This is a genomic window from Thermospira aquatica (assembly GCF_023525255.1).
Taxonomy (GTDB): Bacteria; Spirochaetota; Brevinematia; order Brevinematales; family Thermospiraceae; genus Thermospira; species Thermospira aquatica.
In genome coordinates, this window is record NZ_CP073355.1 from 2314709 (window position 1) to 2328179 (window position 13471).

The window sequence follows — 13471 nt, forward strand, 5'->3', positions numbered from 1 at the left end:
TACCTCCATAGGCTACAATTTATAGTCTGTTTGTGTCAACACCTCGGCACCGTTCTTGCGAACCAGCACCATATCCTCAAGTCGGATACCAAATCCCTCATCAGGGAGATAAATCCCCGGCTCAACGGTAAAAATCATCCCTTCCTGAAGAATCTGAGTATTACCAAACCTCAGGTAAGGGTCCTCGTGAATCTCTACCCCAACACCGTGACCGGTAGAATGCCAGAAGTTCTCTGCATACCCCGCATCAGCTATAACGCGATAAGCAGCTTGATGAACGGTTTCTGCCGTTACTCCCGGCTTTACAACTTCCTCCGCTGCCCGTAAAGCCTGTTCAACAATACGGCGAATCTCGAGGATTTTTGGTTTCTTTATTTTAAAGGGAGAAAAACATCTTGTAAAGTCAGAACAGTATCCATTCTTCAAAATTCCAAAATCAAACATGACCACCTCTCCCTTCTCGATAACACGGCTTGATGCCGTCCCATGGGGAAGTGTGGTACGGTAGCCAGAAGCCACAATAGGCTCAAAGGAAAAGGCTTTGGCCCCCTTTTTTTTCAAGAAATACTCCAGTTCAGTTGCCAGTTCTTCTTCTTTTTTCCCTGGCTTTGTCTTCCGGATAATGTAAGCATATCCCCACTCTGTGATCATCAGATTCTGCTTCATCACCTCGATCTCAACAGCATCCTTCACCATCCGCATGTCTTTTACCACACGTGTCTCACTCAGCTCAAGCGAAGGCACCTGTCGTACCAGGTATTCATACAGAGCCAAGGGAAAGCTGGCCTTATCTACAAAAAGACGCTCGATCCGATGATCTTTTATCAATTGAAGAAGGCATTCTCTACGCCCTCTCCCACTCTCCACAAGCAAAAGCTCATAGGGAATCGAAACCTCATAGCGGAGTTGCTCGGTATACCGTTTATCAGTGATGAAAAAAAGCCTGTCTTTCATCACCACAAGGACCGTATCATCCCCTGTAAACCCAGAAAGATAGAAAACCTCTTCCTTCTGAGATATCCAGAGGGCATCACCCGTCAGCAGTGTTTTCTGAACCTTTTGAATCCTCCCGGAAAAGTCAAACATAGCTCATCTACTCCTTAAAAAGTGATATATTATACCGGAAGAGAAGCTTTTCGTCAATTTATGAAAAATTCTTATCTAGAAAAAATCTCTATCTTCAAAAAACATGGCATCAATCGATTATTTTTCTTTCAATTTTTTTCAAATTGTAAAAATTATAGCTGGAAATATGCCGTAACTTTTTCATAGTCATGGAAAAATTCTTCTCTGCTTTTCACTCTATCTTCATTGCCCCCCTCTCACATTATTTTTTTAAAAATTCACTTTTATCTTTCCTTTGTCCCCTGCTTGTTGAAAAAAAAATCTCTTCTCAGTATAATAAAATCATCGTTATAGCATCATCCGTAAGGAGGTCAAGATGTCTTGGCGTTTATGGCATATTTTTCTTGTTCTACTCATAGGAAGCTCTTTTGCCTATAGCAAAAACACCCCTTTCAAACATCTGGGTTTGGGCTTCTTCTTCGGAGAACCAACAGGTATTTCTCTTGGCTACTATGCCAGTGACGCCCACGTGATAAACGGGATTCTTGGCTGGTCGTTTGGAAAAAATTCTGCCCTTCTTCTCACCGCGGATTACACGTATAGAGGAAATCTTGGTATCTCAGCTGGACAACTCTTCCTCTATGCTGGTCTTGGAGTTCACATGAAATTTTCAAGCGATATCGATCTCGGTGTACGCATCCCTCTCGGGCTCTCCTACTTCACCCCCCAGATTCCTCTTGAAATCTTTTTTGAACTCTGCCCTGGCATGAAACTTATCCCAGCTACGGACCCTTTTCTGGATGGAGGGCTTGGAATCCGCTGGCGTTTTTAACAGAAAAATACTGTATAAGGAGTGATATATGGTAAGTTACAAAGAACTTGGTTTTGTGAATACGCGGAAAATGTTTGAAGTTGCCATGAAAGAAGGTTTCGCTGTTCCTGCTTACAATTTTAACAACATGGAACAGCTTCAAGCCATCGTTTCTGCGTGTCTGGAATCACAGTCCCCTGTGATTCTCCAGGTATCAAAAGGTGCCCGTGAGTATGCTGATCAAACCCTGCTCCAGTACATGGGCAAAGGTGCGGTAGAGATGATGCGTCGTATGGCCAAGGAAAAAGGTCTGGGTGAAATCCCTATAGCTCTCCATCTTGACCACGGCGATAGCTATGAACTCTGTGTTTCCTGTATTGAAAGTGGTTTTTCCTCTGTGATGATCGATGGTTCCCATCTCTCCTATGAAGAGAATGTAGCCCTCACCAAAAAGGTTGTGGAATACGCCCACAAGTACGACGTCACTGTTGAAGGAGAGCTCGGGGTCCTTGCCGGTGTAGAAGATGAGGTTTCTGCAGAGCATCACGTCTACACCGATCCCGATCAGGTAGAAGATTTTGTCAAGAAAACCGGTGTAGATTCTCTCGCTATCGCTATCGGAACATCCCATGGCGCCTACAAGTTCAAGCCTGGCCAGAAACCTGAAATCCGCCTTGACATTCTCAAGGAAATCGAAAGAAGAATTCCTGGTTTCCCCATTGTACTTCATGGCTCTTCTTCCGTTCCACAGGATGCCGTAGAAACCATCAACAAGTATGGCGGTCAGCTCAAAGATTCTATCGGTATCCCCGAAGAACAGCTGCGGGCTGCTGCACGTTCTGCTGTATGTAAGATCAACATCGATTCTGATGGCCGTCTGGTCATGACTGCTAAGATCCGTGAAATCTTTGCCACCAAACCTGCTGAATTTGATCCCCGTAAATACCTTGGGCCAGCTCGTGATGCCCTCAAGAAAATGTACATGGAGAAAAACGAAAAGGTTCTCGGCTCGGCAGGAAAGGCACCACTCATCATGGCTGAACTCAACAAGTAAATTTAGACTAATTATAAAAAAGGCTGTCCTTCGGGACAGCCTTTTTTCCTACCTATAAATCATCCATTCATCCCTATCAGAGATAAAAAACTGCACATGAGGAAAACGCTTTTGAAGGGGATAAATAATTGTTTCCTGGACAAGCTCTTTTGTATTATTGTTTTCACTTAAATGAAGGAGGATCACCTTTTCAGTATGCGAAGATATGACTCTAGAAAGAAAATCTCTACTTTGCAGGTTGGAAAGATGTCCTTTTCCCCCACGAATCCGTGCCTTAAGATGGGGAGGATACCAGGAATTCCGGAGCATCTCTTCATCATAGTTTGCCTCAATAGCAATGATCTGGGCTCTCCTGGCATAATACAGTAAATGATTGTCAATTTGTCCCACATCACTCGCATAGAGAAGAATGCCTGCCGGTGTTTTGATCAAATACCCAAGATGAAACACCGCATCATGCTGGAGGGGAAAAGGGAAAAAAGAAAAATAAGAAAAATGGTAGGTTTTATAAGGTTCAATAAGAGTAGAACGATGCCCGAGATGAAGATAACGCCCCGTTTCCGGATGAACATAGATAGGAACCTGCGTCTGACTGGCAAGCTGCTTGATCCCCCGCACATGATCATCATGATCGTGGGTAATCCATACCCCACTTAACGCGGCAACATCCAGCCGAAAATGCTCCAGATAGCGTTTCAGTCGTCTATACGGTATCCCCAGATCAATAACCCAGAACTCATCTTCATGAGTGAGATAAAAACAATTTTGTTTGCTTCCACTGCCAAACGATCCGATCTCCATGGTTACCCACGTATCCCCTGAACAAAAGCCGTAACATGATCAAGAGCATCTTGAGGGTTTAAAGCCTCGAGAACACGTCGCATCACTGCAGAACCAATGATGACACCATCAGCAACTTTTATAAGTCTCTCGTACCCCTCCCTATCCGATACCCCAAATCCCGCGCAAACCGGCTTGCTAGACCACTTCTTGACATCCCTCAGATGATCGAGGGAAAACGCGGAAGCATCTTTCCGCTCCCCCGTCGTTCCAAAAAAGTTCACATAGTAGAGAAAATCCCCCGCTACCGACGCAATCTCTTTCACCCTCTCTGATTTTGTATTTGGAAATACGAGAAGGACGGGATCGAGTCCATTCTGGGAAAGCATGGTATAAAAATCTCTCCCTTCATCTACATTGAGATCGGGAATAATCGCTCCTGACACCCCACTCTGGAGAGCTTTATCAATAAAACTTTCTTTCCCATCAGCATAAATCGGAGCATAATAACTCATCAAATAGAGGGGAATCTTTACCTCTGAAGCAATCTCTTTCAAAGAGGAAAAAATATGATCTAGATTTACCCCTTTTTCAAGGGCAAGCTGTGAAGCCCGGGCTATGATAGGTCCATCTGCAACAGGATCACTGTACGGCACGCCGATCTCTATAGCGTCCACCATCGTCTGAAGCTTCAGAATCGCCTCCTGCAAAAAATCAAGGGAAGGTATCCCCGCCGTTAAATAAACTAAAAGATTTTTATGAGAAAAATCCAGCCTATGCATCTACTCTTCCTCTTTCTAGAATACCTTTATGATAAAGAGAAAAGAAAAAAAAATCAAAAAGAAGGGCCCTACGATCCTCTTAAAGGATGAAAAGGAATAGTTCGTCAAGCTTAACCATAGAATTTTTCAACGAAAAAAGTATCGACCTATCAAAGAAAGGGCCGGAGAAAACCACCCCAAACGTTGTAAAAGAAAGATGTCTCATAAATCTCGCTATTACCTTATCACAGTCCGAGCTTTTTTTAAAAAAAACTGAAAAAAAGAAAAAACCCTTCTTGAAATTTTCAGGGTACATATTGTAACCCCAAAAACTCTTTACTTTTTCCTTTATGCGTATCCATACAAAAGCCTTTTTCCCCCGTTGCGTCAAATAAAAAAGTACTCGAAATTCGAATCATTGCCTCATAAAAAAAAGTACTCAAAAATTCCATACAGTTTCCTCCAAATTTTTGTTTTTTACATTCTTTTTCTTTTGAAGGCTGAAAAGTTTTCTCTGGCAAGCCGTAATTTTTTGTTTTAGGTGAAGCAAATCGAGAGCCTTATAAAGCCTTGTGAGGTATTTCTTTTGTGCCTCACTTACATAAGAGCTTTCTAAAAGCCGTTGGTAGGGAGTTTTAATATCATCATGCTTCTTTTGCACCTTGCTTCCGATTCTCTTTTTCTCTGTCATTTTCATAACCGGTTGAAAAAAGTTGGCATAAAGCCTGAGATACGCATAGAGTCGGTTCAAGTAGTAGACTTCTTCCTCGGTATCGTAGCGGAAGTATCCAACATTCTGGCGGACTATGGAATAGTTTTTCTGCTCAACGTAGCAGTTATCATTGGAACGGGAGCTTCTCCCCCTTGTAAATTTTATCTGGTGCTTCTCACACCAATCGCGTAGAGGATGATTAATAAATTCAGCACCGGTATCAGAATCAATTCCCCGTAACTCAAAAGGAAGTCTTTGGACTTTTTCTATGGCTTCTCTTACCCATTTTGAAGCTTTGTTTTGATTGCCACAAGCTCTGTCCAACCGCTCCAAACATCCACCATATTTAATGTTTGAGCAAAGTCTCCCGCTATTTCTCCCTCATGGGCTACCAGATCAATCTCCATGAACCCAGGGCAATTTTCATCCCACTCTGCCCACGTGCGTATAGCTATTTGTTGCTTTAATAGCGTTCCAGGCTTTGTACCTTTTCGTCCTTTATCTCAAGCTTTTACGCTCATGCTTCAAAAGTCGGTCAATACTTGAGGCACTTATATGGCGCAAGTTTTCTATAGCCTGTGGAGAACCGTGGAGATGTCCGTTTGCTAAGAGATTATCTAAAACTTCATTTAAAATTGGCTTTAAACGTTTGCCACACATAGTTTTCAATTTCCCAGACCTGTTTTAGCATTTTAGTTCTTCTTCGCCGAATTTTTCTTTCTGCCAGGTCTTTTGCTTTTGGCTATATCGGCTTTAAGGTAATTTTTTTTGCCTACATATATGGTTTTTCCGTGCTGCCTCAAGAGCCTGGCGGCATAGTTTCGATTTTTTAGGCCTGTTATCCTCACAAAATAATCCAGTATCTCCATTTTTTCCTTTTTGCTGGCTTTTTGATACTCTGCTTCGACAAGCTCAGCATATCATTTCGCCGTTTCCCTGTAAATAGGTCTCCTTTCAAACATCGCTAACTCCACCTTTTACCTCCAGTTCTTTGAACTGGATTATTTTACACAAATTTAAAGTACTTTTTTATTTTGAAGCAACGTTCCCTTTTCGAGTACTTTTATTATGAAGCAATTCGTTTTCTTGTGTTTTTTTATCCTTCTCTCTACAATACTCAGCGCAAAGAGAGGCAAATTCTCATGGCAAAACCAAAGCAAAGACTTGATCTTCTTCTCGTCGACAAAGGTTTTTATCCCTCAAGACAAAAGGCGCAAGCTGCCATTCTGGCAGGAGAAGTTCTTGTTAATGATGTTCCCATAACAAAAGCTGGAACTCTTATTGACCCTGACGAGAACATCCGTATCAAAGAAAGCTCTCCCTACGTAAGTCGAGGAGCTTGGAAACTTCTTCACGCTCTTGAGACATTTAAACTTTCTCCAAAAGATCAGGTGGCCATCGATATAGGTGCCTCTACTGGAGGTTTTACCCAGGTCCTACTGGAAAAAGGAGCTAAACTCGTGTATGCCATTGATAGTGGAACCAACCAACTTGACTGGAAACTCCGCAGTGACCCCCGTGTCATATGCCGGGAAAACACCAATGCCCGTTATCTTAAACCAGAAGACTTCGACCCAAAACCAAGCTTTGCCACTATCGATGTCTCCTTCATCTCCATAACCAAAATCCTCCCTGCCCTCATCAAGGTTCTTGAACCAGACTTCACCATTATCTGTCTCATCAAACCCCAGTTTGAAGTCGGTTCAGCCTATGTTGGTGCAAAAGGATTCGTTGAACCCAAACACCATCATCTTGCCTGGGAAAGTGTGCTTGCCTGTGCCAGTGAGCTCTCCCTTCACAATACGGATATCATTCCCTCCCCTATTACAGGACAAAAAAGCGGCAACCAAGAATACCTTGTTGCCTTCTTCTCACAACCAACAAGGAGAAATCCATGAGCTTTGAATGCAAATTTTACGACAAAGGATGGTGTGTAAGACTCCAAAAAAACTGTCATCCAGGCTCCCCCGGATGCGTTCTTTACGGAAAAGTACGATTTATTACTCCCCCTTCTCCTGAGAAAGCTGATAAAGAGTGGCCCGATTCTTCCCCAGAGCCTTTGAACGATAGAGAGCCTCATCAGCCGCGTTGAAGATATAATAAGCTTCCTTTCCATGAGTAGGGAACTCCGCCACACCCATACTCAACGTAAAACCAAAAGACCGGCCATCATCTGTCGTAATGGTCACCGTTCTCACAAGCTTCAAAAGCCTGTCACACACCTTGAGAGCTTCCTCTCCATGGGTATTCGTCAAGAGAAGAACAAACTCATCCCCTCCGTAACGAGCTGCCACATCCACATCGCGACGTACCACCCGCTGAATACACGATGCCAACTCTTTTAATGCCCTATCCCCGTAACTATGACCATATCCATCATTAATCTTTTTAAAATCATCAATATCAAAAATCACAAAAGAGAAAAATCGACCATACCTGAGGCTTCTCTCAATCTCTTCATCCATCTCTTTCTGAAAATAATGGCTGTTGTATAACCCCGTAAGTTTATCATGAATAGCAAGCCGATAATGATGGGCATTTTCAAGAATCGTTGAGGCAAAATTCGCAATAATCATCACTATTTCCATATCTTCACTGTTAAACTCTCGCTTATCAAGAGTGTTTATAACCTCAAGCAAGGCAACTACTTCACCATCTACCTTGAGAGGCACCACCATCACGGATTTAATTTCTTTGCGAAGGATTTCTCCTATCACTGGTTGAGGATATTGCGTCTGTCGAAGATTAGGAACAAGGATGGGAGTCTCTTTTACAAAGGCATCACCAACCACCCCTTCCCCTGGCAAAACCTGATACTCTTTCACAACCTCCCCAAAACTCTCAAGCATAATCCTATTGTTCTCGTAAACATACATATCCTGATAATTGAGAACATTTTTCTCCTTATCATAGATAATTAAGGCCCCTTGACTTGCCTCAACCGATTCGATAGCAAAACGAACAATCATAGTTTTGAGAATCTCTGTTTCTTGAAGATCGAGAATACGCAAAAACTCACTCATCTCTTTAATGATCTTGAGAGCCCTATCCCTTTTAACAAAACTCTCATAATAATCAATTTTCGCAGGATCATTCGGCGAGGTTTGATGATTCATTGTTTTTCTTTTCACACAACCCTTCTTTCTTCCTTTTCTATTATAGCGATAATTTTTTCTTTTGTCAAGCCAACAACTTCGAGAAGTTCTCCCCTGGAACCCACCTCCGGATAAAAATCCTCTACCCCAATAACCTGGACATGGTCCCCTGCTTTTGCCCTCAAGTATTCTCCTACTCCCCCACGAATGATTCCTTCTTCAAGGACATACACTTTTTCAAAACGGGAGAGGATTTCGTATGCTATAGTATTTATCGGCTTTACAAAACGAAGATTAAGGATCGCGATACTTTTTCCTCGAGATTCAAGTTCCCTCGCTACCTCAAATGCTGTATGAAGCATCGTTCCCACAGCCACAAGCAAGATTTCTCCTTTTTCCTTGCAAAGTACAGGATTTCCATCCAGAGGATAGTTGTTGGGATCATAGCCATTTATTTCATGGGCTACTTCCTTGGGATAACGAATAGCCACAGGACCCTTTACATTTCTGACGGCATACTCCAACATAAGCTGTAACTCCTTCCCCGTAGCTGGCGCAAGAATCGTCATACCTGGTATCATCGACAGATAGGCAATATCAAAAATCCCTTGATGAGTCTCTCCATCTCCCGGGACAAGTCCAGCCCTATCCAGAGCAAAAACCACATGAGCCCCTGAAATTCCTATATCATGGACAAGCTGATCAAAACCTCGCTGCAAAAAGGTGGAATAGATCGCTACAACAGGTATATATCCCCTCAGAGAAAGCCCAAAAGCAAATGTCACCGCATGCTGTTCTGCTATCCCAACATCGGCAAATCTCTCTGGATACAAAGACGCAAACTGACTCAGTCCCGTCCCACTCTCCATTGCTGCCGTGATAGCAAAAAGCCTGGGCTCACAGGCAGCAAGATGAACCATCGTCTCTCCAAAAACCTCCGAGAAACTCTTTCCTTCAGTTATTATCTCTCCCGCAATACATGCTTTCGGTGCAGAAATTCCATGGTAGCGCTCCGGATTTTCCTCCGAAGGGGTATGATCTTTCCCTTTTACCGTGCGCACATGAAGAAGAACAGGCTTATCCAAACCCTTTACACCTTCCATGGTTTTTAGGAGCAACTTAAGATTATGCCCATCCAGTGGCCCATAGTAACAAATATCCAGATCCTCAAAAAAGTTTCTCTTCTTTCCAAGAAGCTTCCACACACCCCGTCTGAGCCATTCCTTTGCATGATACAAAAACCCTATTATCCATCCTGTCCACTTCCACCGTCGCTTTATCCTTTCTACTATCTTTTTCACACGAAAGTACGCACTCGTATAAAAAAGCTTTTCAAAATACGCGGCTATACCCCCAACGTTTTGTGAAATCGACATACCATTGTCATTGAGAATAATAATTACCGGCAAAGACTCATACGCAATCTGATTGAGTGCTTCATACACCATGCCTGCTGTAAAAGCCCCATCTCCAATAACAACGATGGTTTCCGAAGTATCGCCGTCCAGACGCTTTGCTCGGGCTATACCAGCAGCAATGGAGAGAGAGGTAGAACTGTGCCCAGCATGTGCCGCATCATAAATACTTTCCTTTGGATCAGGAAACCCCTTGAGTCCACCCTTCTGTCGCAAAACCGAAAAACGCTCACGGCGTCCTGTAAGCATTTTATGGACATAGCACTGGTGTCCCACATCCCAGATCAACGTATCACGAGGCAGATCAAAAATCCTGTGGAGAGCTAATGTTAACTCCACCACTCCAAGATTAGAGGCAAGATGTCCACCGGTTTTTGAAACCGTTTCAATCAAAAACTCCCGAATTTCACTGGAGAGCTTTTCAAGATCCTTTAATGGCAGAGCTTTTACATCTTCTGGAGAATGTATGTTTTCAAGCAACATAGGACTTCCTTACTCCCTAACAATCATTTCTACAAGACGATTGAGATACTGAAGAATCAATTGTTTCTTTTTGTCCTCAGAAATACCTTTTAACACCAGTTCGTAAGAGGACTGGTTAGTTTCAACAACAACATTGGTTTGCGCATTAGAAACCACCAGATTCGTCTTAATATCGGTATAGTTCGTCTTAAAAAGAAGATCACTATCAATAAAAAAAGGCTCCCTTGTCTTGTCTTCCTGAAGAAGTTGAAAACGGAGATTGTACAAAGCTGAGGAAGGGATAGTCATATTTGCCTGGAGAAAGCGAAGCATTGCTTCACCCTCAAAGAGAAAGTGGTAGGTTTGTCCCCCTATATCCGACTGAAACTGTCCCGCAAGTTTAAAAAATTTCCCCTCCCGAGACACCACTCGAGCAGGCAGAACTAACCTTTTCTCCTGACTAAGAGAGTACTGTCTCTGATTTTTCTTGTTTATCTGTTCCACAGCCTCTCCCTCAGGATAAAAATTTAAAACACCACCCCTCCCGTAGACAGGGGTACTATTTTCATTAGCAGTATTCTTTTGTTCTTCTTTCAACTTGAGAACCGTTTTTTCAGAGAAAACGACCAAAACTATATCCCCTTCCTCAACCCTGACAGTGTATAAAGAAGTATCGGGAGTGTTCCACACACTCCCACCCCACATAAAACTTGTCACCAACAAACCGATGGCACAGACAAACCTCACGCCATCCTCCTCTCTGACCTTTATTACCTGTATCGGTCAGAAATATCTTTTTCTCAAGCATTAAGCTTGAGAAGTGCTCTCAGAGAGCTCCTTTTTGATAAACTCCAGTCTCGGAAAATGCTTCTTTGACACCTCGCCAAGGAGCTGCTTGATATCATCCCCATTGAGCACCTCTTTTTCTATCAATGTCTTAGCAAGGAGATCAAGTTTCTCCTCATGCTTTTTTAGAAGTTTGAGAGCCTCTTCATAGCAGGTAGTGATAATCTTCTGAACCTCTTCGTCGATAAGCTCATGCACACGTTCGCTGAAGTTTTTACGAGTCATGAGATCTTTGCCCAAAAAGACTGGACCTTCTGTTTCCCCATAACGAACCGGACCAAGAACATCACTCATGCCCCACTCGCACACCATGGTACGAACAAACCTCGTCACATGATCAATGTCACTCGAAGCCCCACTGGAGATATAATCTTTTCCAAACTTCAACTCTTCCGCTGCACGCCCACCCATGGCCATAATAATATTTTGAAGAGCCTCTTCTTTGACGATGCTTCTTTTTTCTACCTCAGGAAGATGATACGTAATACCAAGAGCCTGTCCACGGGGTATAATCGTAACCTTATGTATAGGATCTGTAAGAGGAAGAATATGGCCTAAAATAGCATGCCCTGCTTCATGGTAAGCTGTCATCCATTTATCTTCTTCTGAAAGAACGAGACTTCTTCTTTCTGGACCAAGGCTCACCTTATCTTTTGCAAACTCAAGATCCTCCATGGTCACCTTTTTTCGATTATTTCTCGCGGCGTTAAGAGCTGCCTCATTCACCAGATTTTCAAGATCGGCACCGGTAAACCCGGGCGTTCCCCGCGCAATCACCGAGAGATCAACATCACTTGCCAGAGGTACCTTTCTGGTATGAATTTTTAAAATCGCTTCTCTCGCCTTGATGTCTGGTTTATCCACCACCACCTGTCTATCAAAACGCCCTGGACGAAGAAGTGCCGGATCAAGAATATCAGGACGATTTGTCGCAGCCAGAATGATAAGCCCCTCGGAAGAATCAAAACCATCCATCTCTACAAGAATCTGATTGAGCGTCTGCTCTCGTTCATCATGAGAACCTCCTAGACCAGTCCCACGAGAACGTCCAACCGCATCCAGCTCATCAATAAAAACAATACAGGGAGCATGTTTTCTTGCCTCTGAGAAAAGATCTCTCACCCTCGCGGCTCCAACTCCCACAAACATCTCCACAAACTCAGACCCACTCACACTGAAAAAGGGAACACCAGCCTCTCCAGCTACCGCCTTGGCAAGGAGGGTTTTCCCTGTTCCTGGAGAACCCACAAGAAGAACACCCTTGGGAATCCGTGCTCCAATAGCGTTAAATTTTTGAGGACGCTTGAGAAATTCCACCACTTCCTGGAGGTCCTGTTTTGCTTCCTCACAGCCGGCCACATCTGTAAAACGAACCTTGTTGGTATTTTCCCTGTGGAGACGCGCCCTCGATTTTGCAAAGGTAAACGCCTTAGATGAATCTCCGCCCTGAACACCACGCATAAGGAAAAAGATAAAAGCAAGCAGCAAAAGTCCACCCACGGTCATCCAGGTAAGCGACCACCCACTCTGATCCTTGACTTTTTCTCCTATGATCTCTACCTGACTTTGCTTCAACAGGGGAAGCAGTTCATTATCCATGAGAGGAAGAATGGTTACAAAACCCGTATACCTTCCCTCGAGCTGTTCTTTAAAATCCCCACGTATAATCTGTCCCTCAATCTTTACTGACATGATATAGCCGTTTGTCACATAGCCCAAAAATTGAGAGTACGAGATTGCTTTTTCCATGCGACCAGAGGTCAGCTGCAACAAAAGAAATGTGCTTACCAAAACAATCAGTAAAAATATCCCCACATACATCGATTGATTCGACTGGGTTGCAAAAGGATTATTTTTTCGCGGTGTTTTTCTTCCCATGGTTTATCTCTCCTCAGTATTTCTCAAAATTCCAATGTAAGGCAAATTACGGTAGTATTCGTTATAATCAAGCCCATATCCTACCACAAAAGCATCATCAATAGTAAATCCTACAAAATCAGCCTGCATATTTACCTTGCGACGAGAAGGCTTATCAAGAAGAGTTGCCACTTTTATCTCCGAAGGACAATGCATGGTAGAAAAATGCTCAAGAACCTTCGACAAAGTCAAACCTGTGTCCACAATATCTTCCACGACCAAAAGTTTTTGCCCCCGGCAAACCTGTTGCAAATCCTTGATAATGCGAACCTGTCCAGAACTCTGGGTTCCAACGTAACTCTCTGTAGCAATAAAATCCACACGTAAATGAGAACTTTTCAATCTCCTTATCAGATCAGCAAAAAACATGAAAGACCCTTTAAGATTAGCAACACAAAGAACTTCGTCATCACTTATCCAGGCATCAATCTCTCTCCCCAACTCCTCTATACGATGACGAATATCTTGTTCAGTCAAATAAACTTCCATTAAAAACTCCTTCATTTTTTAGAGATTTATTGTAGCATAAAAATGCAAAAAAATCCACTTCTGA

12 protein-coding genes and 1 pseudogene are annotated in these 13471 nt (G+C 43.1%); 3 read left to right on the forward strand and 10 right to left on the reverse strand.

The genetic code is table 11. The features are described from left to right. Positions 1-12 precede the first annotated feature (12 nt). Complete coding sequence (locus KDW03_RS11255) at positions 13-1086, reverse strand: M24 family metallopeptidase (protein WP_271435172.1); 1074 nt, start codon at positions 1084-1086, stop codon at positions 13-15. Positions 1087-1441: 355 nt separating this feature from the next. Between KDW03_RS11255 and KDW03_RS11260 the strand changes: the two genes are divergently transcribed. After that, the gene (locus KDW03_RS11260; RefSeq protein ID WP_271435173.1) at positions 1442-1897 is read left to right on the forward strand and encodes a hypothetical protein; all 456 of its coding nucleotides are present in this window, start codon (positions 1442-1444) and stop codon (positions 1895-1897) included. Positions 1898-1925: 28 nt separating this feature from the next. After that, positions 1926-2930, forward strand: coding sequence for a class II fructose-bisphosphate aldolase (locus tag KDW03_RS11265; protein WP_271435174.1), 1005 nt, complete (start codon positions 1926-1928; stop codon positions 2928-2930). A gap of 48 nt (positions 2931-2978) precedes the next feature. On the opposite strand, the gene KDW03_RS11270 is transcribed toward KDW03_RS11265, so the two are convergent. The 4 genes and pseudogenes from KDW03_RS11270 to KDW03_RS12465 all read right to left on the reverse strand — a co-directional run bounded on the left by KDW03_RS11270 (position 2979) and on the right by KDW03_RS12465 (position 6052). Beyond that, positions 2979-3731: an MBL fold metallo-hydrolase gene (locus tag KDW03_RS11270; protein ID WP_271435175.1), complete on the reverse strand. Its 753-nt coding sequence runs from the start codon at positions 3729-3731 to the stop codon at positions 2979-2981. Positions 3732-3733: 2 nt separating this feature from the next. Further along, positions 3734-4492 carry a tryptophan synthase subunit alpha gene (gene trpA, locus KDW03_RS11275; protein ID WP_271435176.1) on the reverse strand — a complete coding sequence of 253 codons (759 nt, stop codon included), beginning with the start codon at positions 4490-4492 and terminating at the stop codon, positions 3734-3736. Between the two features lie 284 nt (positions 4493-4776). Further along, complete coding sequence (locus tag KDW03_RS11280) at positions 4777-4923, reverse strand: hypothetical protein (RefSeq protein WP_271435177.1); 147 nt, start codon at positions 4921-4923, stop codon at positions 4777-4779. After that, positions 4911-6052, reverse strand: a pseudogene (locus KDW03_RS12465) (integrase catalytic domain-containing protein). Before KDW03_RS12465 ends, KDW03_RS11280 begins: the two are co-directional and overlap by 13 nt. A gap of 273 nt (positions 6053-6325) precedes the next feature. Here KDW03_RS12465 and KDW03_RS11305 point away from each other — a divergent pair. Next, positions 6326-7081, forward strand: coding sequence for a TlyA family RNA methyltransferase (locus KDW03_RS11305; RefSeq protein WP_271435181.1), 756 nt, complete (start codon positions 6326-6328; stop codon positions 7079-7081). Between the two features lie 102 nt (positions 7082-7183). On the opposite strand, the gene KDW03_RS11310 is transcribed toward KDW03_RS11305, so the two are convergent. From KDW03_RS11310 to hpt, 5 genes are read right to left on the reverse strand one after another with little or no spacing between them, the layout of a single operon-like run. Beyond that, positions 7184-8314 (reverse strand): sensor domain-containing diguanylate cyclase, encoded by a 1131-nt coding sequence (locus tag KDW03_RS11310; RefSeq protein ID WP_271435182.1) that lies wholly within the window; start codon positions 8312-8314, stop codon positions 7184-7186. Continuing rightward, positions 8311-10176: a 1-deoxy-D-xylulose-5-phosphate synthase gene (gene dxs, locus KDW03_RS11315; RefSeq protein ID WP_271435183.1), complete on the reverse strand. Its 1866-nt coding sequence runs from the start codon at positions 10174-10176 to the stop codon at positions 8311-8313. Before dxs ends, KDW03_RS11310 begins: the two co-directional genes overlap by 4 nt. Positions 10177-10185: 9 nt before the next feature. After that, positions 10186-10902: a hypothetical protein gene (locus tag KDW03_RS11320; protein WP_271435184.1), complete on the reverse strand. Its 717-nt coding sequence runs from the start codon at positions 10900-10902 to the stop codon at positions 10186-10188. A gap of 60 nt (positions 10903-10962) precedes the next feature. Continuing rightward, positions 10963-12879 carry an ATP-dependent zinc metalloprotease FtsH gene (ftsH, locus tag KDW03_RS11325; RefSeq protein ID WP_271435185.1) on the reverse strand — a complete coding sequence of 639 codons (1917 nt, stop codon included), beginning with the start codon at positions 12877-12879 and terminating at the stop codon, positions 10963-10965. A 3-nt stretch (positions 12880-12882) separates the two neighbouring features. Further along, on the reverse strand, positions 12883-13407 hold the full coding sequence (hpt, locus tag KDW03_RS11330) for a hypoxanthine phosphoribosyltransferase (protein WP_271435186.1): 525 nt from the start codon (positions 13405-13407) through the stop codon (positions 12883-12885). Between the last annotated feature and the right edge of the window lie 64 nt (positions 13408-13471).